We start from the raw sequence: 22,999 nt of genomic DNA, 5'->3' as shown, positions 1-22,999 counted from the left end.
TGGCGCAGGCTGGCGCGTGGCGCGAGGGGGAGCGCTCCGATGGCTGTCCGGGCTGGCCCGCCGAGCTAGCCGATGTCAGTCGTCGACCGGGTTGCCTGGACAGGCCTGTCGTTGCGGACAAAGCAGGGAATTTCGTGGAGTGCCGCGCTATGGGACCAAAAAGCTACGCGAAACGGCATCAATTTCTCCGTGCGGTGCATGTTGCACAGTTCGCTGATTGTGGTTCCCGCTGGCAGTGGCGGAACTTTGGGAAAAAGCGGGCTGGGCACCGTGATGTGCCATAGCTGCAGCTCATCGGTTTGGCCGTCATCGACAACCATGAGCACTGCCCGGCCATGGACCGATACGAAGCCCATGACTTCATCTACTGGATCGGCGTATTGGGCGAATACCACCGGCGTCCCCTCGAACCAGCCGTACGAGGTGAGAAGGGTTCTTGCCTCAGGGCAATGCAAAAGTTCTTCGACGCGTTGCATGGCGCGAATACGGCGTTCGGGCATGTTCATAAAATCCTCCGCTGATGGCAGCTCTCCGAAAGGGGACCGCCCACGAAACCCTGTGGCGCGAAGCCGAGGGATCCCCGGGTTTCGCCATTGGCGCTCGGTGATCATCGTGGAGTGTTCTTCTGAGAATACCTCATGACAAGCAGGTAGACACGAATTCCGCGGAGCGCAGCCGCACCCGACTAGGTCGCAGAGTCCAATTGATTGCCTGCCTTGGCGGCTTACCTTGGCCTTTCCTCCTAATGGTGGTGATATCCGGGGGATGCTGGCACGATCATCCTCAAGCCGCTATTGCCGGCTATGCAACCAGCGACACCGAAGGAGCGTCATGCATTTGCCCGTACCCCGCGGAGACCTGTCCCGAGAGCTGGCCAACGCGTTGCTGTGCAATCCCTCGGGAGAACACGCAGCCTACCTGGCAACGGTCGCGACGGGACGGTTGGCTTCGGCTTCGGATGTGCTTGACGACGGGGACCTGCAATTGAGCCTTTTCATGCTCTATGAGCTGCACTATCGGGGATTCGCAGGCGTCGATGATCGCTGGGAATGGAACCCTGGGCTGATTTCGCTTCGGGCCCAGATCGAGGAGGCTTTCGAGCAAGCACTTCGCGAGGCTGCAGGCCCGGTTCCAAGCGTGGAACCCAGCTCCTCCGAGGTGGCCCAAGCCCTGTTCGCGCTCGCTGCGAGCGATGCCGGGCCGTCAGTATCGAAATTCATCCAGCGCAAGGCCAATGCCGCCCAGGCCCGCGAATTCTTGATTCTGAAGTCGATCTACCAGCTGAAGGAAGCTGACCCGCACACCTGGGCGATCCCGAAACTCCAGGGACGTGCAAAAGCTGCAATGGTGGAGATCCAGGCCGATGAATACGGAAATGGGCATCTGCCTCGAATGCATAGCGAGCTGTTCAGGCAGACGATGAGGGGGATGGGCCTGCGTGATGACTTCGGCGCCTACATCGACCGCATTCCGGCGGTGACGCTGGCGGCGGTCAACATGATTTCGCTCTTCGGCATGCACCGGCGCCATCGGGGAGCCATCACTGGCCACCTGGCGCTGTACGAGATGACTTCCTCGATACCCCAGGCGGCTTATGCCCGCGGCTTCCGGCGCCTGGGCTATGAATCCGCGGTCACCGATTACTTCGATGAGCATGTGGAAGCTGATGCGGTCCATGAGCAGATCGCCGGCCGCGACCTGGCCGGGGGACTGGCCGAAGACGAACCGGAACTGGTCCCCGGCATACTGTTCGGAGCCCAAGCCGCGGCGGCCGTTGACGCGTTGGCCGGCGCACAGTATCTGGACGCGTGGGAAGCTGGCAGCTCGGCGTTGCTTGCCGGGGCCGGGGCCGGAGCTGGGGCAGTCGCATGAGCGGCGGGGACTGCGCCTCGGAAGCGGCCACCATTACAGTTTGCCCGCAGGGACCATTGCTGCTCAGGGGAGATTTTGAAATCGTTGATGCCGAAGGGCAATCCATCGAAGCCCGGCAAGGGCCCGTAGCGCTATGCCGCTGCGGGGGCTCCGCCATCAAGCCCTTTTGCGATGGCACGCACAAGCTCATGAAGTTCGAGCGCCCGAAATAGGGCACTCGCCCGTGCCTGCAAGCAAGGGCGCGTGGCAAACCCGCCTAGGGCTTAGGCGCCAAGCTGGCGCCCAGGGATTCCAAGGCGCCGGGGACCACGGAGAAGTAGGCCCAGACCCCGCGCTTCTCGCGGTGCAGGATCCCGGCATCCACCAGGATCTTCAAATGGTGCGAGACGGTGGGCTGCTTGAGGCCCAGCGGCTCGGGCAGGTCGCAAACGCAGGTTTCGGCAGACACGCTGCTGGAGACGATGGACAGGATGCGCAGGCGGTTGGGGTCGCTCAGCGCCTTGAATCGCAGTGCCAGCAGTTCGGCTTCCTCGGCGTTCAGGATTGCCTCCCCGGGGGATGGCACGCAGCAGGCATCGGCAGCCGGCGCGGTGCAGGTGCCGTCGGCAGGATTCGCGGTGGCTGTGCTCATGGACCTCGGCTCTTTTCTTGTCTTGGCGTCTTGGCCGGCGCCAGAGATTGACAAACGTCGATATGTTTCATCATACTCAAAACATCGATAATCGTCGATGTCTATTCTTGGAGTGATGATTCAGTGGCACCTGCCCCTGCGCTAGACACGGCCCCCGTGGCGGCCAAACTTTCCTTCCTGGACCGCTACCTGGCCTTGTGGATCCTGCTCGCCATGGCCGTCGGCCTGGGCCTGGGCCGTATCTTCCCGCAGCTCGGCGCCTTGCTGGACCGCTTCACCGTGGCCGGGGTGTCGGTGCCCATCGCCATCGGCCTGCTGGTCATGATGTACCCGGTGCTGGCCAAGGTGCGCTACAACGAAACCGGCCGCGTGCTGGCCGACAAGAAGCTGATGGTCACCTCGCTGGTGATCAACTGGATCCTCGCCCCGGCATTCATGTTCGTGCTGGCCTGGATCTTCCTGGCCGACCTGCCGGAATACCGCACCGGGCTGATCATCGTGGGGCTGGCCCGCTGCATCGCCATGGTGTTCATCTGGAATGACCTGGCCTGCGGGGACCGCGAAGCGGCCGCCGTGCTGGTGGCCATCAACTCGGTATTCCAGGTCATCGCCTTCGGTGCCCTGGGCTGGTTCTACCTGCAGGTGCTGCCTTCCTGGCTGGGACTGGAAACCACCAGCGCGCAATTCTCCATTGCCGCGATCACCGCCTCGGTGCTGGTCTTCCTGGGCATCCCGCTGGTGGCCGGCTACCTGACCCGCACGCTGGGCGAAAAGGCCAAGGGCCGCGACTGGTACGAGGGCAAATTCCTGCCGAAGATCGGCCCGTGGGCGCTGTACGGATTGCTGTTCACCATTGTCCTGCTCTTCGCGCTGCAGGGGGACAACATCATCTCCAAGCCGCTGGATGTGCTGCGCATGGCGATCCCGCTGCTGGTCTACTTCGTGGTGGTCTTCGGCGCCGGCATGCTCATTGGCCACTGGCTGAAGCTGGGGTACCCGCGCACCACCACCTTGGCCTTCACCGCGGCCGGGAACAACTTCGAGCTGGCCATTGCGGTGGCCATCGCCACCTTCGGCGCCACCAGCGGACAGGCCCTGGCCGGGGTGGTCGGCCCGCTGATCGAGGTGCCTATCCTGGTCGCCTTGGTCTATGTCGCCCTGTGGGCCCGGAAATTCTTCCCCGCATCCAGCACCGTCACAACTTCTGCCTGAGGAAAATAACCATGACTGCAACCGAGAAGCCTTCAGTTCTCTTTGTCTGCGTGCACAACGCCGGACGCTCCCAGATGGCCGCTGCCTTCCTCTCCCACCTGTCCGAAGGGCGGATCGAGGTCCGCTCGGCCGGCTCGGCTCCCGCTGATTCGGTTAACCCGGCGGCGGTCGAGGCCATGAAGGAAGTCGGCATCGACATGTCGGCGGAAATTCCCAAGGTGCTGACCACCGAAGCGGTGCAGGACTCCGATGTGGTGATCACCATGGGCTGCGGGGACGCATGTCCATTCTTCCCGGGCAAGCGCTATGAGGACTGGAAGCTGGAGGACCCTGCAGGCCAGGGCATCGACGGCGTGCGCCCGATCCGCGATGAAATCCGCACCCGGATAGAGCGGCTCATCGCCGAACTGCTGCCAGCCAGCTAAGCGGCACCCGCCACCCGGAATCCAGCAGCCAAGGAGAAATCCATGAACCAGAACCTTCCAGTGATCGTCATTGGCGCCGGCCCCATCGGGCTGGCCACCGCAGCCAACCTGCGCGAGCGCGGGCAGGACGTGCTCGTCCTGGAAGCCGGGGACAGCGCCGGTGCCGCGATTGCCCAGTGGTCCCACATCAAGCTTTTCTCCCCATGGCGCTTCAATATCGATGCCGCGTCCCGACGGCTGCTGGAAACCCCCAGCGAAGGATATGCCGGGGATTGGGAAGAGCCGCGGATCACCAAGCTGCCTACCGGTGCGGAACTGGTCAGCGAGTACCTGCAGCCGCTGGCAGCCCACCCGGAACTGGCACCGCGCATCCGCTACGGCCACCGCGTGGTGAAGATCAGCCGCGTGCTGGCCGACGGCCGCGGCGCCGACAAGGCCCGCACCGCGAACCGCGACGACGCACCGTTTTTGGTGCGCACCGAAACCCCTGGCGGCCTGGTGGATCTGCTCGGCCGCGCCGTAGTTGACGCCAGCGGAACCTGGAACCAGCCAAGCCCGGTAGGCCGTGGCGGCATCGAGGCAATCGGCGAAGCCCAGGCACGCGAACAGGGTTTCATCACCGGCGGGCTTCCCGATCCGCTGGGCGCCGATGAGCAACAGCTGGCAGGCAAGGACCTGCTGGTGCTCGGCGCCGGGCATTCGGCGGCAAACACCATCATCGCCCTGGGCCGGTTGCAGAAGCAGTATCCGGACACCCGCATCCGCTGGGGCCTGCGCGGGGACGCCAACCCGATCCGGCTCTACGGCGGCGGAGCGTCCGACCAGCTTCCGGCCCGGGGCCAGCTGGGCACCTCGCTGCGCCGGCTGGTGGAAAACGGCCACGTGGAACTGCTGGAGAATGTCTCCGTCGCGTCGATGAACGCAGGGGAGCAGCTGGCGGTCGTGCTGGCTGATGGCCGCGAGCTGGCCGTTGACCGCATTATCGCCGCCACCGGTTTCCGCCCCGATCTGCAGATGCTTTCCGAGCTGCGCCTGGACCTGGACGAATGCGTCGAGGCCCCGCGCCAGCTCGGTCCCTTGATCGATCCGGAGTTCCACAGCTGCGGAACGGTCAGCGCGCACGGCGCCAAGGAACTGGCGCACCCGGAAAAGGACTTCTACATCGTTGGCATGAAGAGCTATGGGCGGGCCCCGACGTTCTTGATGGCTACCGGCTACGAGCAGGTGCGCTCCATTGCCGCCGCCCTCTCCGGAGATGCGGAGGCGGCCGGCCGGGTGGAGCTGGAGCTGCCGGAAACAGGTGTTTGCTCAACGGACCTGGGCGGCTCCTGCGACGCTCCGGCCAGCGAAAACTCCTGCGGAACGGAACCGGCTGAGCCTGCCGAATCCAGCGGCTGCTGCAGTTCGCCGCAGCCGGTGAGCCTTGGGCTGTCCACCGGAACGCTGCACGGCAATAGCGAACTGGCGGCGGGACGGTAGGCCCGCCGTTCAGCTCACCGTCACCGGAGAGTTCCCGGACTGCGCCTCCAGCTTCTTCGAAGGGCCGCGGGAACCGGCACGCCGCGGCGCCGGAATCCCGGCGAGCGCCACCGCGCATACGGAGGTGAGCACCAGTGCGGAAGCCGGGGCGATGGCTGTGAACGGAGCCCGCTCGACATAGCCGATGCCTTCGGCCAGCAGCAGCCCCCACTCCGGGGTGGGCAGCTGCGCCCCGAGCCCGAGGAATCCCAGGGCAGCCAAGGCCAAAGCCACCCCGGGCAGCCGCAGCATCCCGTGCCGCAGCAATGCGGGAATCACCGCCGGCAGCAAATGCTGGATCCAGATCCTGCTCCGCGGCACCCCCGAGAGCGGAAGCCAGCGGATATGCGGCATGGCCCGCGCCTCATCAAGCAGCGAGGCCGCATGGGTGGCCAGCGGAGGCCAGCTCACCCAGAGCACGGCCAGCGCGGCACCGCCCACCGACGGGCCCATCAGGGCCGCGATGACCACCCCGGCAAGAATCGGCGGCGTCGCATTGGCAATCACGGCCGGTCCGCGCGAGATCTCGCCGGCCGCCGCCAGCAGCAGGCCGATCAGGATCGCGCCGGCCACGATCAGCAGTGCCGGGCCCACCGTGCCCAGGGTTCCGTGGGCTACCCGTGCCAGCAGATCCCTGCCGCTGGCATCCGCGCCGAAAGGCAGGCCCGGTTCCGGGGCCTGCAGCCGCCGGAATGCAATGGCATAGGGATCGCGCGGCAACCCGGAAGCCAGGATGGCCAGCAGTGCGGCGCAGGTGATGCCCGCGGTCCAGCGCTGGATCCTGCCGGTGCCGCGGGCCTCGGGCGGGGCAGGCAGCGACCCGGGCGGCAGGGCGCCTCCGCGCAGCGTGCGCCGAGCCGCCGCGGTGAGCGCCCCGATCAGCACGGCCGAGGCCGCCATCAGCAGCAGGCCGGCCTGCAACGCGGGAATGTCCTGCGCATTGGCGGCTCCGAGCAAGTAGCGGCCGAGCCCGGGGATCGCGAAGACCTGCTCCACGGCCACCGCGCCGCCGAGCAATCCGATGAACGCCAGGCCAAGCTGGTCGATGACCGCGGCCGCGGCCCGGCGCAGCACCCCGGAAAGGATGGCCGGCGCCGGCGCCCCGGCCAGGTGCCAGATCCCGACCCAGCGTTCGCCGGCCACCGCGGCAATGGCATCTGCCAGCAGCCGGCCCAGCAACCCGCCAGCCGGGATGCCCAGCGCCAGCGCGGGCAGGATGGCGGTGTCCAGCCCGGTCCACCCATAGGGCGGCAGCCATTGCAGCTGCACCGCAACTAGCACCAGCAGCATGCTGGCCAGCAGGAATTCCGGCAACGAGGTCAGCGCCACGCCCAGCGGACCGGACCCGGACTGCCGCTGGTTGCGCAGCACGCGCAACGCCGCCGGCAGCACCAGTAGCAAGGCCACGGCCAGTGCCACCAGGACGGCGAAGGCGGTGAGCGTGGCGGAGACCGACAGGGCCCGCCAGGCTCCGGGAGCGATCGGCGCCCCGCTGACCCAGGAGCTGCCCAGATCCCCGTGCAGCACCCCGGACCACCAGTGCCAGCTGGTGGCCAGCGGCCCGCGGTCAAGGCCCAGCTGCGCGCGCACGGCGGCCAGCGCCTGCTCGGTGGGTTCCAGTTCGGCATAGCGGGCACGGAGCACCGCCGCGGCCGGATCGGTGCGCGAAAGCCAGGGCAGGGCGCCGGCCACCAGCAGCAGCGCCAGCGCGCTGAGCAGGCAGGAGGCGAAGGACGCCCAGGCGATGCGCCGCCGGCGGCGGGAGAACCAGTTCATCGGCGGCCCGGCCCCTACTCGTTGCCCAGGCGGGTCTGCGCGGTGACCAGCTCGCGTTCGCGCGGATCCTGCGCGGCGCCGTGCACGGCAGGGCTCTCGCCCTGGATTACCCGTTCGTGCAGCAGCGGGATGGCCGCGTCGGTGCCCAGGATGCGGGCTTCGGCGAGCATGATCTGCTGCTGGCGCTGGGCCCCGGCATCGGTTTGCGCGGCCCGGTTGATGGCCTGCTCCACGTCCTTGTCGCAGAGCTGGGCGATGGCGAAGCCGCCCTCGCAGGTGAAGTCCGAGGCGAAGTACGCCACCGGGTCCCCGGAATCAAGCACGGTGGCGCGGGAGAGGATGAAGGCATCGAAGGCCCCGTCCAGCGCATCGGCTTCGATGTACTGGTACTCGCGCACATCCTGCTTCACGATGAATCCGGCGGCTTCCAGCTGCTGCTGGAGGATCACCGCGACTTCCGGCAGTTCGGCGCGGTCGGTGAAGGTTCCCAGGGTGATTTCCACGTCCTGGACCTTCGCGGGTTCGGCGCGCTGGGACAGCAGCTGCCGGTACTCATCCGTTTCGCGCAGCCCGGCGGCGTAGGGCAGGGCCGGGCCGAGCAGGCCGTCGGCGCGGTCCGCCCGGTTCTCGTACACGGACTGGATGATGGCAGCCCGGTCAATGGCTTCGCGGGCCGCGGCGCGCACCGCCGGGTCGGCGAAGGGACCCTTGGCGGTGTTCAGGTACAGCGTATTGGTGCGCGGCATCGGCACTTCGGTGAGCAGCTCCTGGTCCACCGAGGCGGTTTGGCCGGCCGGGATGGCCTCGACGATATCCGCTTCCCCGGTGCGCAGCGCGGCGGTGCGCGCGGTGCCATCGGGCACGAACTTCACGTCGATGCCGGCAGCCTCGGCCTTGTCGCCCCAATAATCCTCGTAGCGGTCCAGCGTGGCCCCGGACATCCCGTCCACTGCCGTGATCTGGAACGGGCCGGTGCCGTGGCCTGCCGGGTCAACCCCGCTGTCGGTGTAGGCCTCAGGCGCGAAGATGGCCAGCTGCGGGCTGGAGAGCCGCTGGGGCAGCAGCGGGTCGGGATCCGCGGTGGTGATCCGCAGCCCGTGCTCCCCGAGCACCTCCACGTCCAGCGCGGTGCCGTTCAGGATGCGCGGCACCGGGGTGGAATCGATGGCCCGCTGCAGGGAGTTCGCCACCGACGCAGCACCCAGCGGCTGCCCGTTATGGAACGTGACGCCCTTCCGGATGGAGAATTCCCAGACTAGGTCATCGATGCGTTCCCAGCTGGTCGCCAAGGCCGGCTGGGCATCCCCGGACTCATTGAGGGTGACCAGGGTTTCGGCGGTGGACCAGCGCGAGAGCTTGAACGCGTCATCGCTGAGCGGGCTGAGCCCGGAGCGGGGAGGCTGCATGTGGGCCACGGAGATGCGGCCGGTGCTGCCGGCCTGCTCGGCCGCTGCGGAGAAGCAGCCGCTGAGGGCCAGCGTCCCGGCCAGCGGGATGGCGAGCAAGGCCAGTGTTTTCTTGCGGAGTCGATTCATGGGTGCGGTGTCCTTGGGTGATAGGGGGAGCGGTCAGGTGGCTTATTGGGCAGGCGGTTGGATGCTGATGGTGCGCGCGCAGCGTGCTGCCAGCTGCGGGTCGTGGGTGATCAGCAGCAGGGCAATGCCTGAAGCTGCGGCGGTGGAAAGCAGCTGGCCGGCAACGGCCTGGGCGGTGCCAGGATCCAGGGCGCTGGTCGGTTCATCAGCCACGAGCACGCACGGCTTCACCGCCACGGCGCGGGCCAACGCGGCCCTCTGCAGCTGCCCGCCGGAGAGCTGATGCGGACGGCGGTCCAGCAGCCCGGGGTCGAACTGGGCCAGCTCGGCGGCCTGGGCAATGAGCGTTGCCGGGTGGGCGGAGGGGAGCAGCCGGGTGATGGCGTGCTGCAGCGACGTGCGGATGCTCCAGCGCGGCACGAAGGCGGCGGCGGGATCCTGCGGCACGCCCTGGACCAGCCGGCGGCGTGCCGCCGCATGACTGCGCTTCGGTGCGCTCCACGGCTCGCCCAGCACCCGGATTTCCCCGGAGTCCGGCAGCCCCAGGCCCAGCACGATGTCGGCCAGGGTGGATTTGCCGGCGCCTGATGGGCCGGTGATGGCCACGGCTTCGCCCCGCGCCAGCGTGAATCCAATGGGATCCAGGACCAGCCGGCGTGCTTCGCCGTGCCCGCGCCGTGCGCTGAGGTCGGATGCTTCCAGTGCGGGGATGCTCAAGCTGGAACTCGTTCCCCGCGCGGTGCGCTCGCACTGGGACTGGCACTGGCGATCTTTCCGGAGTCCAGAACGAGGTGCCGGGTGGCCAGTGCCCGGGCTGCGGCCGCGTCATGGGTGGACAGCACCAGAGCCTGCCGTTCATCCAGGACCGTACCCAGCAGGTCGAGGACCAGATCGCGGGAGCGGTCATCAAGTGCGCTGGTTGGTTCGTCGGCAATGATCACCGGGGCCTCGCTGAGCACTGCCAGCGCTATGGCGGCGCGTTGCGCCTGCCCTCCGGATAATTCAGCGGGACGCCGTGCGAGCAATGACGGATCACCAAGTCCCACGGCGTCCAGCGTGCTGGCAACCTGCTGCGCGCTGGCGCCGGTGGCCTTGCGCAGCTGCCGTCCCAGCGGCAGCAGCGGGTGCAGGGCATCTTGGCCGCGTTGCGGAATGCAGCCAATGCGGGGCGAGCCGGCAATGCGGGTGCCGGAGAATTCCAATCCGTGTGCCCAGTGCCCAGTGATCATGGACAGCAGCAGCGACTTGCCAGCACCCGAGGGGCCGGTGATGACCACGCGCTCGCCGGGAAGAAGCGTGAATTCCTGGATTTCCAGCAGTGCGCGGTTCTCCGCGGGCAGTCCCAGGCGTGCGTTGCGCAGGCGGAACACCGGAGCAGGCGGCTGGTGGGCGCCAGGCTGGCCGGCCGATGGGGAATTCACATAAGTCATAATGAGAATCATTATCACTTAAGCTTTTGGGGCGAGGCAAATCACCTGGACGGGCGTGAGCGGTTGGGAATGCGGTGGGATAGGTGCCGACGGGTTTGAGAAGCGCAAAAATGTTGGGATGATGTTTGACTGGAGTTTACGAACTAGTTGAAATGCACCCCGATAATCCAGGAGCTGTTGTGCGCCCCACCCGCTTTGCCCGTCATTCACTTGCCCGCCGGGCAGGAGCAATCACCGCTTCCAGCCTTGGCTTGGCCTTGCTGCTCTCGGGCTGCGGTTCGGATTATCCGTTGGGGGAGGAGCAGCGCAAGGCCGCCGAAGCGAATACCTCCAACCTGGAAGGCACACTGACCGGCGGCGGATCCACCGCGCAGAACTCAGCTATGAATGCCTGGAGCACTGAATTCTCCACCCTGCACCCCAAGGTTCAGGTGCAATACGCTTCGGTGGGATCCGGCGCCGGACGCGCAGGACTGCTGGCTGGCGGTACCGAGTTCGCCGGATCCGATGCGTATCTGAAGGACGAGGAAGTCCAGCGTTCCATCGAAACCTGCGGGCCGCAGGGCGCGATCAATATTCCGGCATATATTTCCCCGATCAGCATCGCCTTCAACCTGCCGGGCGTCAAGGAATTGAATATGGATGCCGAAACGATCGCCCGGATCTTCTCCGGCGAGATCCGTTCATGGCAGGACCCGGCCATCGCCAAGCTGAACCCCGAGGTTCAGCTGCCCGACATCCCGGTAACCGGGGTGGCCCGTGCCGATGACTCGGGCACCACAGAGAATTTCACCGAATACCTGCATAGCGTGGTTCCCGAGGTATGGACCCATGAGCCCGATGGCGGCTGGCCGGATGCCACTGGCCTGGAGAAAGCCCAGGGCAATGCCGGTGTGGTGACCACCGTGACCCGCGCTGTCGGAGCGGTCACCTACGCCGACGATTCGCTGGTGGATCAGTCGCTGGGCAAGGTGAAGCTGAAGGTCGGAGATGAATTCGTCGCCGTCAGCGGGGAAGCCGCAGCCAAGGCCGTGGCTGAATCCGAGCGTGTCGAAGGACGCGGGGAGCACGATATCGCCCTCGAACTTGACCGGAAGACCACCGCCGAAGGCGCCTACCCGATGGTGCTGGTCTCCTACCTGCTGTTCTGCAGTGGTTATGAGGATCCGCAGACCGTGGAACTGGTCAAGACCTTCGGGCAGTACGTGGTCAGTGATCAGGGGCAGAAGACGGCGGCCGACTCGGCCAAGAGCGCGCCCATGCCATCGCAGTTGGCAAAGGAAGCTCGCGAGGCCATCGATTCGATCACTGTGCGCTAGCAGGGCCGTTGACGCGTCTTGCTGCATCCGTCCGAGTGGCGGATGCAGCAAGACTTGCTACGCGCGCGAGCCGGCTGCCGCTCGGTACAGGCGATTTCGCGCCCCGAGGAGCATCGCGCCAATGAATGCGGCCAGCAGTGAGCCGCACAGCACCCCGACCTTGACATACTGCGCTTCATCCCCGCCTTGGCCGAAGGCCAGTTCGCCTACCAGCAGGGAGACGGTGAAGCCGATGCCGGCCACGAAGGAAAGGCCCAGCACGTCCGGCCACTTGATGCTGCTATCCATCTTGATTCCGGGAATCCTGGTGACCAGGAAAGTGGAGCAGGTGATTCCAATCGACTTGCCCAGGACAAGTCCGAAGATGATGCCCAGCGCAACCGGACTCAGCAGCGATTCTCCCAAGCCGGAAAGGCCCCCGAGTGGAACCCCGGCCGCGAAGAAGGCGAACAGGGGAATTGCAAAGATCGATGAGGGAATGGACCATCGGTCGGCGAAATGGGCGGCCAGTCCCTCATGGATTTCGTCGCCCTGTTCGTTGGTTCCGATTCGGACATGTGCCCTACTGGTAGCCACTACCGGAACCATGAAGCCCAGCAGCACGCCGGCTACCGTGGCATGGATTCCCGAGGCGTGCACCAATGCCCAGACAGCTACCCCGAGCGGGATGAGGATCCACCAGGCCCGGACCCCGCGCTGCACGGCGAAAGCAAACGCGGCCAGCGGGAGCAGGGCGATGAGCAGCGGCAGCCACGACAGGTTCTCGGTGTAGAAGATGGCGATGATGGAAATGGCCAGCAGGTCATCGACCACCGCGAGGGTGAGCAGGAATGTGCGCAGGGCCGGTGGGAGGAACTTGCCCACGACCGCGATAACGGCAATTGCGAAGGCGATGTCAGTGGCCGCGGGAATCGCCCAACCGTTGATGGCGGAGCTGCCCGAAGCGGAGATGGCAAGGACGTAGAACAGTGCCGGCAGCGCCACGCCTCCCACGGCGGCCGCGACGGGAACGATCGCCGTGCGCGGATTGCGCAATTTGCCGACAACGAATTCCTCCTTGAGCTCCAGGCCGACGACAAAGAAGAAGATGGCGAGCAAGCCATCTGCGGCCCAAGATCCTACCGAGAGGTTCAGATGCAGGGCCTCGGGGCCGAAACGGAAATCGCGCAGCCCCTCGTACCAGAGGGCTGCCGGGGAATTGGCCAGGATCAGTGCGGCGAGGGTGGCGCAGAGCAGCAGCAGTCCGCCCATCGAATCCTGCTTGAGGGTCTGGTGGATACCGCGCCAGATGGCGTGGGGTGCTTGGCGGGATACGCCAGTTGAAGGGTATGGCAAGGTAACGGGTCTTTCTGGGATCCGGGAAAAAGGGGCACGACGGCGCGCGGAATCCACGAAAGAAAGAACAGATGGTGGGACCGCGCAATTAGTGGCGCGGTGGCGGGCAGCCGGCGATCTCGCCGTGGGCGTTGGTTCCCCAGGAACTCAACCACCCGTTGGTGCCGCTGGCAAGTTTGGTCAGCAGTTTCCCATTGGGGAAAACGGCAGCGCGAAGCCGCTGCGCATGCGTTGAAAGGACCAAAGCCATGCTTCCATTCTACAGATCGACGATGCTCTGGCGTAACCCGGAACGGCCCAGCTGCTTCGGGTCTGGCGCTAGTGCATCAGGCTGGCGAACATCTTCAAGCGCAGCGCCTTGGCGGTGGACATATGCTTCTGGATGAGTTCGCTGGCCTTTGCGCTGTCGCGTTCGCGGACGTGATCCACGATGCGCTGGTGCTCGTCCAGCGATTCGGTCCAGCGCGAGCCGACGGACAGCGTGGATGATGGGGCATGGATCTGGTGGGTGGCCAGGCGCTCCAGCAGATCCTCGAGCACCGGATTGTGCGCTGCGCGCCAAAGCGCGCGGTGGAACTCGATGTTGGTGGCCAATCGGGTGGCATCATCCGGCTCGGCAAGCGCGCGGTCGAGGTCAACCAGGGCCTGCAGGCGCATCAGGTCCACTTCGGTGCGCACCGAGGCGGCTTCCTGGGCGGCCTGGCCTTCGTGCAGCAGGCGGGTCAGGGCTTCGCGCACCGGGGTGCGGGACACGCCAAAGCGTTCGGCCAAAGCAACCTCGCGCAGGGCGTCTCCGGGCTGGAATGCGCCTTGCAGCAAGTCGTCCTTGAGCTGGGCATGAACTGCGCCGTGCACTGACCGTGTCGGAAGGCGATATTGGAATCCTGGTGGACAGCTCCATCACGGTCATCCTCTACACCATCCTCGCGCTGGCCGTTGCATTCACCGGCATCAAGCACATGCGCGAGAAGAAGAAGGCCAAGGCACTGGCCGAAGAGCAGGGCCAGCCGGCCAACGCCTGAGCATCCTATGCCCTGCGCAGCAGGCAACGTCCCCCATTCGCAGCCGGCAGCTTGATGCTTCCTGAGTGCGGCTTGCCTTCGTTGGTTGCGCAAAGCACAGTGGGCAGTGGTCGATGAAAGGAGCATGAATATGCCAGATCTAGCAGGCAAGAAAGTCCTTGCGGTAGTTTCCAACCGCGGAGTCGAGCAGGATGAGCTGAAGAAGCCAGTGGAGCACTTGCGCCAAGCCGGTGCTGAGGTGGTGATCGCGGCCCCAGAGGCCGGCCAGGTCAAGTCGCTGGTTGGCGATTGGGATCTGGGGGAGGTCTTCGAAGCCAGCGAAGCACTGGCGGCAGTGGACGAGCAGGATTTCGACCTGCTGCTGATCCCCGGCGGAACGCTGAATGCCGACAACCTCCGCTTGGACGCCGACGCCCAGCGCATTGCCAAGTCCTTTGCCGGTTCGGGCCGGCCGATCGCTTCCATCTGCCATGGGCCATGGCTGCTGGTGGAAACCGGATTGGCCAAGGACAAGACCTTGACCTCGTACACCTCGATCAAGACCGATGTGGTCAATGCCGGCGGCACCTGGAAGGACGAACAGGTTTTCCGCTGCCCGGCGAACGGCTACGTGCTGATTACCTCGCGTAATCCGGATGACCTCGACGCGTTCAGCAGTGCCATTGCCGAGGAGCTCAGCTCCTAGCAATTGGCGGCCAGCCGGTCCAGCCGCCGTCCGAGCCAGCTTTCCGGACGGCGGCTTGGCTGTGCTGGGACCAGAGCCCGGCATCCAAGTCCTTGGTGATCCAAGGGCACGGAACCGCCGTCGAGGAAGAGCTGAGTATTGAAATCTCCCCGCAAACAGCGGGTGTATTCCGCTGCCCCAGCTGGAAATCCGGCGACAGCGAACTCGCCTGGATTCCTGAATTCCGGGTGTCTGGCGGTCTCGGCTTTTCGAACCGTTGCGTGTAGCGAAGGCGCTGAGGGCTTTGCCATGAACTGCATTGCCGAAGCGGGCACCCCTGCATGCCGGGGTGCCCGCTTCGGCAATTCATCGTCTGGTCATGCCGCGTACGGGTCCCGAGGCTGTCCGGCCGCCTTCCGGGAGAGGAACAATCCCAAGGCAATCATGAGCGCACCGAGCCCGAGATGCAGCCAGTTATCCGCATCATTCAGGGAAATGCGGTTGGCTGCACTGTCGAAATCAATGACCAGCCCGTAGACCCACAAGACCAGATAGATGATTCCGCTGCCGATGAGGTAGCTGCGGGAAGCAAGCAGGTCCGAGCCATCAGGTAGCCGGCGACACCGAAGAGCAGATGCACGGCATTGTGCAGGTACGAGACCTGGAAGATTCCCAGCAACTTGGCCTCGGAGTCGTGGCCGGCACCTGAGAGCGATGCGTAGTTGGTGGTGATTCCAAGAATGAATCCGAGGACGCCGACCAGGAAGAACACGATGCCGACCGCCACCGCGGCCTTTTGCACCAGCGGACGTTCTTCTATGACAGGATCTTTTGGATGTTCCATGATCTTGCTCCTTCACTCTGGCTGTTGCGATCGGAAGGAAACGCTGGACCGGCATGCTGGCCGCCGTCATGCTCTCCACGCTAGAGGATTGCCAGTTGGATGGCACGCGAATCTTCCAGTACCTAGGGAACGTCCAGCAATGGCGGTGCGCGGATCGGGGCGGAATCCGGCGCAAGCCTGATTCCGCCCCGATCACTGCTGCGTGCAGGTTCGGCTCCGGCGCTAGCGGGTCTGCCGGCCGCCTTCCCAGCCCTCGGCTTGCGCCTGTTCCATGCGCAGTTGCGCTTCGCGGCGCTCTTCCTCGGTGATTGCTTCCTCTTCCAGGCTGACTCGCTCGACCGGATCAACAGCCTTCTTTGCAGCGGGGCGTTCCTCGTCCAAGGCCACCTTCTGCTCGTCCCCAGCCAGTTCGCCGCTTGTGCCGGCGGCTGCGGCATCCGTGATGGGCTCGCGCTCATGCCGCGCTTCCCCATGGCTTAACGGCACGGTGGTTGCCGCATCCCGGGTGACCACGTGCTTGCGCAGGCGTACTTTGCCGGTTTCCACGCCTTCGGTACCCACCTGCGGCTGCTCCTCGGAACGGACGGCAGAGGACCTTGGAGCGCCGGCTCCCGGACCGCGCACGTCTTCCCGCGAATACTCGGCGCGGGCATCGGTGTCCGGGACGCCCGGCTGCACGGCGGCCTGGTCCGCTTCATGATAGGACAGGCTGTAGTAGTGGTAGAGCTCCTGCTCCTGCTCTGGCGTGAGCTGGCCCTCGGGGTCGATGTTCGGGGCGTCCTTGACGGTCTGCTTGTCATAGGGCACCGAGAGCGTATCGCCTGCGACGGTCGCCTGGCTGAGCGGAACGAAGCTCTCGGAGAGGCCGAAGAGTCCGGTGCGGACCGTCGCCCATTCCGGATGCCCGCTGCGGTCATCAAGGAAAATCTGGCCGAATTTGCCGATCTTCTGGCCGTCGGGGCCAATGACGGTGCCGCCAATTGCGCTGAGTTCCTGAAGCTGTTCTGTGCTGATCATGGCTCTGTCCTCCTGCTGCGTTCGACTTCGGATCAATCCAGTAATCTCGATCCGGCTGGCCAGTAGCCGGCCGGGTGAAGCTGCGCCTCCAATTGGGCGTGACAGCCCGCAACTCTGCGTCTTCCGGTGCTTTGCCGAGCCACGGTGAATCGATCGTCGCACATTACGCATGCGCCCGCGCCGGGGCTTGTACTTGCATGGCCGCAAGCTCGGTAGCAGCTGTGAAAAGCAGGCAGCAGGTGCCCGGGGCAGCCATCGGGCGTAGGGCCAGGAGGGTGAACGGGTGCCTGTGGACAGCCGCGTGCGTCGCTGCGGCGAAGCTGGAAAATCGCTGGGTTTCGTGCCTGGAACGGCCGTCCCGGCTAGCTGCGGTCTAATGTTCAGTTCGTACTGCTGCCCAGGGAAGGCGAATCAGCATCCATGAACAGGACCTTTGGGATCGAGGAGGAATTCTTCCTCGTGGATCCGGCAACTGCCGCCCCGGTGCCGATGTTCGATCCGCTCAGCTCCCAGCTGCTTGGCCTGGAACTGCCGGGCACCACGGTCCACCGCGAACTGCTGGCCAGCCAGCTGGAAATCGTCACCGGAATCTGCGCCTCCGCGGACGAAGCCCTGGAAGCGCTGGTGCGGCGACGCGCCGCCATTGAGCGGATATGCCGCGAACACCAGGTGCTTCCCTTTGCTTCTGGAACGGCGCTGCAGATCCCGAGCAGTACGGAGTTCACCAAGGGCCAGCGCTACGCGACCATTCATGAGTTCGTCCCGGGGATCGCCCGCGAGCATTTCATCAACGGGCTGCACATCCATGTGCATATCCCGGATGCCGCAGCCGGAGTCCGGGCGCTGAATGCCTTGCGCGGCTGGTTGCCGCTGATGGCGGGAATTGGCGCGAACTCTCCCATCTGGAACGGGGAACTGACGGGTTTCGAGTCATGGCGGACGGTGCACTACCGCAGATGGTCTGCGACAGGCATTCCGCCGGCTTTTGCGACAGTGCATGAATACCAGCAGCGGGTGGTGGACATGATTGCTTCCGGGTCGCTGCTCGATCCGGGCCACATTAGCTGGGTCGCCCGCTTGTCGGTGAACCATCCGACCATTGAAGTCCGCGCTGCGGACACGCAGATGACAGCCGGCGAATCCGTGGCCCTGGCCCTGCTCATCCGGGCCATTGTGGATACCGCCTCGGAAACTGACGGCACTGCCGTCACGGCAGCATCCGAAGTGCTTGACCTGCGCCTGTGGCAAGCGGCGAAATCGGGAGTGGAAGGCACTTATTTCGATAGCGAATCCAGGACCTCCGTGCCTGTCAAGGCCGTGATCCAGCGGGCGCTCGACTATACGGGCCGGGCATTGCATCGCAATGGCGATGAACAGTTCGTAGCCAATTACCTGGACTCGCTCGCCAATTTCGGAAATGGAGCCACGCGCCAACGCGAGAGCTGGAACCAGGGCGGTGCGAAGCAGGTAGCTGCTGATGCCGCCAAGCTGTTCGCGCAAGCCTGACAAGTACGGCCGCCGAGCGGTACTGATCGTCACACTGGTCCTGGTGGGCCTGCTGCCCACCTACGCAACCATCGACGTGTGGGCTCCGATTCTCTTGATCTTCCTGCGCATCGTCCAGGGCTTCTCCGCCGGTGGCGAGTGGGGCGGCGCGGCATTGATGGCAGTTGAACACGTACCTGATGATGCCCGCGGCAAGTTCGGCGCCTTCCCGCAGCTCGGGGTTCCGGCAGGCATGCTGCTGGCCTCCGCGGTCAGCGCGATCATTGCCGCTGTGGTCACCCCGGAGCAATTCAACGCCTGGGGCTGGAGCATTCCGTTCCTGCTCAGCTTCGTGCTGATCCTCATCGCCTACTTCATCCGCCGGCGCGTGGAGGAGTACCCGGTCTTCGAGGAAATGGCCAAGACGAAGCAAACCGAGCAAACCGAGCAGACCGAGTCAGCCCCGCTGTCCACGCTGTTCAGCAAGCATCCGAAGAAGGTCATTCAGGCCACCTTGGTTTTCATGAGAAACAACACGGCAGGCTACATGCTCACCGGCGGTTTCATCCTGGGCTACGCGACAAACAAGCTGGGACTGCAAGCCGGAGACCTTCTGAGCATCATCACCATCGGCTGAGTGCTGCTGCTGGTCTGGATCTTCCCGCTGTTCCTGCTCATCGAGACCCGGAACCTGGTCTGGGTTAGCGTGTCCCTGGTGGTCTTCGGCGCGTTCTTATGCTTCTCCTATGGCCCGTTGCCAGCGCTGTATGCAGAGTTTTTCCCGGCCCGCATCCGCTTGAGCGGTTCTTCGATCAGCTATGCCCTGGGCTCGGTGGTTGACGGCGCATTTGCTCCGACCATTGCCGTGGCGCTGGTGGGCAAGTTTGATGCCACTGTTGCGGTCTCCACGTACCTGTCCATCTGGGTGGGCGCTTCGCTGATCAAGACGCTGACTTTGAAGGACCGCACCGGTGCGAATTCGTATCCGCATGACCGGGCATGCAGCGGCGAACGGGCGAGGATGCAGGGCCGGAACAACAGTGAATGGCTGTGGCGCCCGGCGCCTGCGCACCGCACGGAGGCTGGGCCGTCCAGCCCGGGCCGAACGTATTGCCAACCTCAATGCGCTATACGGCTAGCCCACATGCACCCATGGTCGGCGTTGCAGATTAGGTTCTGCTTCGCGCAGGACCTCACGGGTCAGCGGAGCGATTTCTCCTTGTCCAAGGAAGATGAACTTGGCCAGGTTCAGCAATGGATTGCCTTCGGTCCAGCGGAAGTAGATATGCGGCATGACCTCATACTGGTCCCGGATGGCCATGGACAATGCGGCAATGGCTGTTGATACCGAAGGCGCGGTTGCTTCAAGTACCCATTGGCTATGCCGGGTGACGCCGCGAACGTCAATGTCCTGCGCAAAATCGGAGTAATCGCTGACCCGGACTTCCAGGAAGACCACAGGTGCATGCACGGGAATGTGGCTGGCGAGAATCGCATGCTCGTGTTTATGCACGTAGCGTTCCTTGGACGTGTTCACCGGTTCGTGGGCGATCAGGCGAATCAGCCCATCGCTGGTGGCCTGCTGGATGATGTCCTGCGCTTGGGTGTCGAACATGACCGAGGTGGCTCGAAGCTCAGTGGAGCGGCGGAACCTCGACAGCAGCGACACCAGGAGAACTGCGGCAATGAAGAAGGCCGCAATTTTCAGGCCGTCCGGGCGTTCAACGCGGTTCGCGATGGTGGTGTAGATGAACACCAAGCTGACACAGGAAAAGAGAATCGTCTTGCCTCGTTCACGCTGTCGACGAGCAGAAATCGTTACCGCTATCGCCACGTAACTCACGAGAACCAGCACGCCGGTGGCATAGGCAGCGCCCTGCGCATCAACGCTTGCCTCGAAATGAACCGTGATGCCCAGGGCTACCAGGACGACCACGAGTACCAGCGGGCGCACCGCGCGTTTCACCAGGCTGTCCTCCGCCTATGTCGAGGCCCTGCAGAACATCGAGCTGCTGCGCGCCTTCGGGGCCGCCGAGCGCCAGGCGGCCCGCTTCGCGCGGGAAGCTGACGGCCTGGCGGACTGCACCATGCGCCAGCTGCGCCTGTCCCTGGTCGACACCGCGCTGGGCGCGTTGGCCATGCAGCTTGGCACCGTGCTGGGCTCTCTGGCCGCCGGGCCCGCTGGGCCGCTGGGCACGGCGCCTGCGGTCATGGTGCTGCTGCTCGCCCGGGAGTGTTTCCGCCCGGTGCAGGACCTGGGCACCTACTGGCATGCCGGCTATCTCGGCCTCACCGCGGTTGACGGGCTCGACCGGCTACTCGGCGCGCAACCGATGGGCGAAGGCCGCCACAACCAACCAGCCACGACCGGATCCATCGAGGTCCAGGGCGTGTCCTACCTGTATCCCGGGGCTTCCACGGGCCTTGCCGGGTGCACCTTCCATGTCGCGCCGGGCCAGACCCTGGCGATGATCGGGCCGTCGGGCTCGGGAAAGAGCACCCTGGCACGGCTGCTGGAACGATATATCGATCCGGACGCGGGCACCATCCGCATCGGCGGCACCGACCTGCGGGACTCCACCGCGCCGGTCAGGGCGCGCAGCGTGGTGGTGCTCCCGCAGGATCCGGTGCTCTTCGCCTGGACCGTGGCCGAGAACCTGCGGCTGTACCGGCCCGAGGCGAGCAACGCCGAGCTGGAAGCCGCCGCGCGCACCGCGCGCACCGCGCGCATCGACGAAGCCATCACCGCCCTTCCCTAGGGGTATGGCACCGTGCTTGCGGAGAACGGCGAGCAGCTTTCCGGCGGCCAGCGGCAACGGCTCGCGATTGCCCGTGCGCTGCTCTCGCCTGCCCCGGTGCTCGTGCTCGACGAGGCCACGTCCGCGCTCGACCCCGGCACCGAGCGGCAAGTGGTCGATTCCCTCGCCGAAGCCACCGGTGGCCGCACGGTCATCATCATCGCCCACCGCGCCTCGGCCTGCGCCCATGCCACCGGCTGGATGGCGCTGCGTGGCGGCCGGATCGCCGCCACCGGCACCGGGGCACCCGCCGATGGCGCCCTATCGAGGAGGCAAACCCCATGAGGACGATGCTGCGCCTGCTGCCGCTCATCGCCACGCGGCGGGGCCTTGTTCATCGAGACCGTCGCGTGGAGCGCTGCCACCCAGGCCGCGGTGCTCGGGATCGCCCTGGGCCTGGCCTGGATGGGCGGGCAGCTGCTGGCCGGCCAGGACTTCCCGATCGCCCCGCCGGGGTCGCCCTGGCCGGATTGGCGATCTTCGCCGCGCTGGCCGCATGGCGGGAATCCTGGGTGTCCCACGACCTCGCCTACCGGCTGATCGCCACGCTGCGCGGCCGCGTCTTCGATGTGCTGCGCCGTTCGCTGCCCGCCCGCACCGAGTACCGGCGCACCGGGGACCTGTCAGCCACCGTGGTCGCGGATATCGAGACCCTGGAATGGCTCTATGCCCACACCGCCGCCCAGGCGCTCAGCGCACTGCTGGTGCTGGGCATCAGCACCGCCGTCTCGCTGCTCCTGAGCCCGCTGCTGCTGGTGTGGATCCCGCTGCTGCTCATCGGCGCCATCGTCCCGTGGCTCACCGCCCGCCGCGCCCGGCAGGACGGCACGCTGCTGGCGCAGGGGTCCGCCGCCCTCCGCTCGGAATTGCTCGATACGCTGCGCGGCCTGCGTGAACTGGCCGGCTCCGGGGCGCTTCAGCAGCAGCTGGACCGGCTTAGCGGCAGGACCCGCAAGCTGGCGCGCACCCAGCTGCGCGAGGCACCCCGGCTCGGGGCCGAACGCGGCATCAGCGACGCCGCCCACGCCCTCGCGGCCCTGGGCTGCATCCTCATCATCCTCCTGGACCGCACCGCGATCGCGCCGCAGGACATCCCGCTGGCCATCACCGTGGCGGTCGCCGGCCTCGGGCCGGCAGCCCAGATCGCCGACCTGCTGCGCAACGCCGGCACGCTCAGTGCCGCCACCGAACGCATCACCGGCGTCCTCGAGCACCCGCCCTCCATCCGGGGCACCGGCAGCTGGAGCTCCGGCGGACTAGTGCAGGAGCCCGGGTTGGTGTTCGATGGCGTCGGCTTCGCCTACGCCGATGGCCGCCGTGTCCTCGACGGGTTCTCGATGCGTGTCAGCCCAGGGGAGATCGTCGCACTCACCGGGGCCTCGGGCGCGGGCAAGACCACCGCCGCCCGTCTTGCGCTGCGCATCTGGGATCCGGATGAGGGGAGCATCCGGATCGACGGCGCTGATCTGCGCGGGCTGCCCGACGCGGACCTGCGCCGGCTGGTCTCCGCCGTGCCGCAGTCCTCGCCGTTGCTGCGAGGCACGATCCGCTCGAATATCACCCTCGGCAACCCTGGCGCCACCGATGCCGCAGTCCGCCAGGCCGCATCCGCAGCCGGCCTGCTCGATTCTGCTGCAGGGATCCCGGGCGGGCTGGATACCCCGGTGGGCGAGCACGGGAGCGGCCTGTCGGGAGGCCAGCGGGCCCGGGTTGCGATCGCGCGGGCCTTGCTGGGGAACCCGCGCGTGCTCATCCTCGATGAACCCACCGCTTCGCTCGATCCGGATGCCGACAACGCCGTCATGGATATCCTGAGGCAATCCCGGGACCGTGCGATTCTCCTGGTCGCCCATCGTCCCGCGACAATTGCCCAAGCCCACCGCACGGTCCAGCTGGGCAGCGACGGGCGGGTGCAGGACCTTTCTCCGCTCGGCGGCAGATGAGCCGCTGCGCTCGTCGGAGAGGGGCAATATTCGAAGCTGGGATCGGTGCCCAAGCAGCTCTCCTGGTCTTCTGCCGGGGCCTCGCACAGTGATTAGGGGAGCTTCGGTACCCGGAGGAACTCCGTTTGGGCGGGCTGGTTGGTGCAGGCCTGGGCTTCGGTTCGCCGGAAACC

22 protein-coding genes and 2 pseudogenes are annotated in these 22,999 nt (G+C 65.8%); 12 read left to right on the top strand and 12 right to left on the bottom strand.

All coding sequences use genetic code 11. From position 1 onward, the window contains the following. Positions 1 to 65: 65 nt before the first annotated feature. A complete protein-coding gene (locus tag ACR9WD_RS15165; RefSeq protein WP_073707246.1) occupies positions 66 to 500 on the bottom strand; it encodes a hypothetical protein in 435 nt (144 codons plus the stop codon). 331 nt (positions 501 to 831) lie between these two features. Between ACR9WD_RS15165 and ACR9WD_RS15160 the strand changes: the two genes are divergently transcribed. Next, positions 832 to 1,872: an iron-containing redox enzyme family protein gene (locus ACR9WD_RS15160; protein ID WP_434922387.1), complete on the top strand. Its 1,041-nt coding sequence runs from the start codon at positions 832 to 834 to the stop codon at positions 1,870 to 1,872. Next, a complete protein-coding gene (locus tag ACR9WD_RS15155) occupies positions 1,869 to 2,084 on the top strand; it encodes a CDGSH iron-sulfur domain-containing protein (RefSeq protein WP_038992980.1) in 216 nt (71 codons plus the stop codon). The genes ACR9WD_RS15160 and ACR9WD_RS15155 overlap by 4 nt, the downstream gene beginning before the upstream one ends. 44 nt (positions 2,085 to 2,128) lie before the next feature. Here ACR9WD_RS15155 and ACR9WD_RS15150 read toward each other — a convergent pair whose 3' ends face one another. Continuing rightward, entirely contained in the window at positions 2,129 to 2,503 is a 375-nt protein-coding gene (locus ACR9WD_RS15150; RefSeq protein ID WP_434922386.1) for an ArsR/SmtB family transcription factor, read from the bottom strand. A 156-nt stretch (positions 2,504 to 2,659) separates the two neighbouring features. Between ACR9WD_RS15150 and arsB the strand changes: the two genes are divergently transcribed. Genes arsB through ACR9WD_RS15135 form a run of 3 tightly spaced genes read left to right on the top strand, consistent with a single transcriptional unit; the run spans position 2,660 to position 5,619 of the window. After that, positions 2,660 to 3,715, top strand: a complete 1,056-nt coding sequence (gene arsB, locus ACR9WD_RS15145) for an ACR3 family arsenite efflux transporter (RefSeq protein ID WP_255372328.1) — start codon at positions 2,660 to 2,662, stop codon at positions 3,713 to 3,715. 11 nt (positions 3,716 to 3,726) lie between these two features. After that, positions 3,727 to 4,140 carry an arsenate reductase ArsC gene (locus ACR9WD_RS15140; protein ID WP_073707016.1) on the top strand — a complete coding sequence of 138 codons (414 nt, stop codon included), beginning with the start codon at positions 3,727 to 3,729 and terminating at the stop codon, positions 4,138 to 4,140. Positions 4,141 to 4,182: 42 nt separating this feature from the next. After that, entirely contained in the window at positions 4,183 to 5,619 is a 1,437-nt protein-coding gene (locus tag ACR9WD_RS15135) for an FAD-dependent oxidoreductase (RefSeq protein ID WP_434922385.1), read from the top strand. Between the two features lie 9 nt (positions 5,620 to 5,628). Here ACR9WD_RS15135 and ACR9WD_RS15130 read toward each other — a convergent pair whose 3' ends face one another. Genes ACR9WD_RS15130 through ACR9WD_RS15115 form a run of 4 tightly spaced genes read right to left on the bottom strand, consistent with a single transcriptional unit; the run spans position 5,629 to position 10,399 of the window. Next, a complete protein-coding gene (locus ACR9WD_RS15130; protein WP_434922384.1) occupies positions 5,629 to 7,434 on the bottom strand; it encodes an ABC transporter permease subunit in 1,806 nt (601 codons plus the stop codon). A gap of 14 nt (positions 7,435 to 7,448) precedes the next feature. After that, on the bottom strand, positions 7,449 to 8,969 hold the full coding sequence (locus tag ACR9WD_RS15125; RefSeq protein ID WP_434922383.1) for an ABC transporter substrate-binding protein: 1,521 nt from the start codon (positions 8,967 to 8,969) through the stop codon (positions 7,449 to 7,451). Between the two features lie 42 nt (positions 8,970 to 9,011). Beyond that, positions 9,012 to 9,686, bottom strand: coding sequence for an ATP-binding cassette domain-containing protein (locus ACR9WD_RS15120; protein WP_434922382.1), 675 nt, complete (start codon positions 9,684 to 9,686; stop codon positions 9,012 to 9,014). Continuing rightward, complete coding sequence (locus ACR9WD_RS15115; RefSeq protein WP_434922381.1) at positions 9,683 to 10,399, bottom strand: ATP-binding cassette domain-containing protein; 717 nt, start codon at positions 10,397 to 10,399, stop codon at positions 9,683 to 9,685. The genes ACR9WD_RS15120 and ACR9WD_RS15115 overlap by 4 nt, the downstream gene beginning before the upstream one ends. A 179-nt stretch (positions 10,400 to 10,578) precedes the next feature. Here ACR9WD_RS15115 and pstS point away from each other — a divergent pair, with 179 nt between their 5' ends. Beyond that, positions 10,579 to 11,718 carry a phosphate ABC transporter substrate-binding protein PstS gene (gene pstS, locus ACR9WD_RS15110; protein WP_434922380.1) on the top strand — a complete coding sequence of 380 codons (1,140 nt, stop codon included), beginning with the start codon at positions 10,579 to 10,581 and terminating at the stop codon, positions 11,716 to 11,718. 57 nt (positions 11,719 to 11,775) lie between these two features. Here the strand turns inward: pstS and nhaA are convergent, their stop codons facing one another. From nhaA to ACR9WD_RS15095, 3 genes are all read right to left on the bottom strand, one after another. Further along, positions 11,776 to 13,053 carry a Na+/H+ antiporter NhaA gene (gene nhaA / locus ACR9WD_RS15105; RefSeq protein WP_434922379.1) on the bottom strand — a complete coding sequence of 426 codons (1,278 nt, stop codon included), beginning with the start codon at positions 13,051 to 13,053 and terminating at the stop codon, positions 11,776 to 11,778. Between the two features lie 88 nt (positions 13,054 to 13,141). Continuing rightward, positions 13,142 to 13,303, bottom strand: a complete 162-nt coding sequence (locus ACR9WD_RS15100; RefSeq protein ID WP_204719387.1) for a hypothetical protein — start codon at positions 13,301 to 13,303, stop codon at positions 13,142 to 13,144. A gap of 68 nt (positions 13,304 to 13,371) precedes the next feature. Next, positions 13,372 to 13,908: a GntR family transcriptional regulator gene (locus ACR9WD_RS15095; RefSeq protein WP_434922378.1), complete on the bottom strand. Its 537-nt coding sequence runs from the start codon at positions 13,906 to 13,908 to the stop codon at positions 13,372 to 13,374. A gap of 32 nt (positions 13,909 to 13,940) precedes the next feature. Here ACR9WD_RS15095 and ACR9WD_RS15090 point away from each other — a divergent pair, with 32 nt between their 5' ends. Both ACR9WD_RS15090 and ACR9WD_RS15085 read left to right on the top strand, forming a co-directional pair. Further along, complete coding sequence (locus tag ACR9WD_RS15090; protein ID WP_434922377.1) at positions 13,941 to 14,075, top strand: FeoB-associated Cys-rich membrane protein; 135 nt, start codon at positions 13,941 to 13,943, stop codon at positions 14,073 to 14,075. 130 nt (positions 14,076 to 14,205) lie between these two features. Then, a complete protein-coding gene (locus ACR9WD_RS15085) occupies positions 14,206 to 14,760 on the top strand; it encodes a type 1 glutamine amidotransferase domain-containing protein (protein ID WP_141356144.1) in 555 nt (184 codons plus the stop codon). A gap of 356 nt (positions 14,761 to 15,116) precedes the next feature. Here ACR9WD_RS15085 and ACR9WD_RS15080 read toward each other — a convergent pair. Next, positions 15,117 to 15,583 (bottom strand): annotated as a pseudogene (locus ACR9WD_RS15080) (DUF4383 domain-containing protein). A 222-nt stretch (positions 15,584 to 15,805) separates the two neighbouring features. Further along, positions 15,806 to 16,600, bottom strand: coding sequence for a YsnF/AvaK domain-containing protein (locus ACR9WD_RS15075; RefSeq protein WP_434922376.1), 795 nt, complete (start codon positions 16,598 to 16,600; stop codon positions 15,806 to 15,808). 420 nt (positions 16,601 to 17,020) lie between these two features. Here ACR9WD_RS15075 and ACR9WD_RS15070 point away from each other — a divergent pair, with 420 nt between their 5' ends. Continuing rightward, on the top strand, positions 17,021 to 18,106 hold the full coding sequence (locus tag ACR9WD_RS15070) for a carboxylate-amine ligase (RefSeq protein WP_434922375.1): 1,086 nt from the start codon (positions 17,021 to 17,023) through the stop codon (positions 18,104 to 18,106). After that, complete coding sequence (locus ACR9WD_RS15065; protein ID WP_434922374.1) at positions 18,078 to 18,722, top strand: MFS transporter; 645 nt, start codon at positions 18,078 to 18,080, stop codon at positions 18,720 to 18,722. The genes ACR9WD_RS15070 and ACR9WD_RS15065 overlap by 29 nt, the downstream gene beginning before the upstream one ends. A gap of 498 nt (positions 18,723 to 19,220) precedes the next feature. On the opposite strand, the gene ACR9WD_RS15060 is transcribed toward ACR9WD_RS15065, so the two are convergent. Next, positions 19,221 to 20,051: a hypothetical protein gene (locus ACR9WD_RS15060; RefSeq protein ID WP_434922373.1), complete on the bottom strand. Its 831-nt coding sequence runs from the start codon at positions 20,049 to 20,051 to the stop codon at positions 19,221 to 19,223. Here ACR9WD_RS15060 and ACR9WD_RS15055 point away from each other — a divergent pair. Both ACR9WD_RS15055 and ACR9WD_RS15050 read left to right on the top strand, forming a co-directional pair. Then, positions 19,996 to 21,168, top strand: a pseudogene (locus ACR9WD_RS15055) (ATP-binding cassette domain-containing protein). The gene ACR9WD_RS15060 and the pseudogene ACR9WD_RS15055 sit on opposite strands and share 56 nt — an antisense overlap. Continuing rightward, complete coding sequence (locus ACR9WD_RS15050) at positions 21,165 to 22,826, top strand: amino acid ABC transporter ATP-binding/permease protein (RefSeq protein ID WP_434922372.1); 1,662 nt, start codon at positions 21,165 to 21,167, stop codon at positions 22,824 to 22,826. The pseudogene ACR9WD_RS15055 and the gene ACR9WD_RS15050 overlap by 4 nt, the downstream one beginning before the upstream one ends. The last annotated feature ends 173 nt before the right edge of the window (positions 22,827 to 22,999 follow it).

The organism is Glutamicibacter sp. PAEs-4 (assembly GCF_051161755.1).
Taxonomy (GTDB): Bacteria; Actinomycetota; Actinomycetes; order Actinomycetales; family Micrococcaceae; genus Glutamicibacter; species Glutamicibacter nicotianae.
The sequence above is the reverse complement of the archived record's forward strand: the minus strand, read 5'-3'. Positions and strand labels throughout refer to the sequence as shown.

Excerpts from the sequence above, each read along its gene's own strand:
- ACR9WD_RS15165 (WP_073707246.1), bottom strand. The coding sequence starts at position 500 with ATGCCCGAACGCCGTATTCGCGCCATGCAACGCGTCGAAGAACTTTTG.
- ACR9WD_RS15160 (WP_434922387.1), top strand. The coding sequence starts at position 832 with ATGCATTTGCCCGTACCCCGCGGAGACCTGTCCCGAGAGCTGGCCAAC.
- ACR9WD_RS15155 (WP_038992980.1), top strand. The coding sequence starts at position 1,869 with ATGAGCGGCGGGGACTGCGCCTCGGAAGCGGCCACCATTACAGTTTGC.
- ACR9WD_RS15150 (WP_434922386.1), bottom strand. The coding sequence starts at position 2,503 with ATGAGCACAGCCACCGCGAATCCTGCCGACGGCACCTGCACCGCGCCG.
- ACR9WD_RS15140 (WP_073707016.1), top strand. The coding sequence starts at position 3,727 with ATGACTGCAACCGAGAAGCCTTCAGTTCTCTTTGTCTGCGTGCACAAC.
- ACR9WD_RS15135 (WP_434922385.1), top strand. The coding sequence starts at position 4,183 with ATGAACCAGAACCTTCCAGTGATCGTCATTGGCGCCGGCCCCATCGGG.
- ACR9WD_RS15130 (WP_434922384.1), bottom strand. The coding sequence starts at position 7,434 with ATGAACTGGTTCTCCCGCCGCCGGCGGCGCATCGCCTGGGCGTCCTTC.
- ACR9WD_RS15125 (WP_434922383.1), bottom strand. The coding sequence starts at position 8,969 with ATGAATCGACTCCGCAAGAAAACACTGGCCTTGCTCGCCATCCCGCTG.
- ACR9WD_RS15115 (WP_434922381.1), bottom strand. The coding sequence starts at position 10,399 with ATGACTTATGTGAATTCCCCATCGGCCGGCCAGCCTGGCGCCCACCAG.
- ACR9WD_RS15100 (WP_204719387.1), bottom strand. The coding sequence starts at position 13,303 with ATGGCTTTGGTCCTTTCAACGCATGCGCAGCGGCTTCGCGCTGCCGTT.
- ACR9WD_RS15085 (WP_141356144.1), top strand. The coding sequence starts at position 14,206 with ATGCCAGATCTAGCAGGCAAGAAAGTCCTTGCGGTAGTTTCCAACCGC.
- ACR9WD_RS15075 (WP_434922376.1), bottom strand. The coding sequence starts at position 16,600 with ATGATCAGCACAGAACAGCTTCAGGAACTCAGCGCAATTGGCGGCACC.
- ACR9WD_RS15070 (WP_434922375.1), top strand. The coding sequence starts at position 17,021 with ATGAACAGGACCTTTGGGATCGAGGAGGAATTCTTCCTCGTGGATCCG.
- ACR9WD_RS15065 (WP_434922374.1), top strand. The coding sequence starts at position 18,078 with ATGCCGCCAAGCTGTTCGCGCAAGCCTGACAAGTACGGCCGCCGAGCG.
- ACR9WD_RS15050 (WP_434922372.1), top strand. The coding sequence starts at position 21,165 with ATGAGGACGATGCTGCGCCTGCTGCCGCTCATCGCCACGCGGCGGGGC.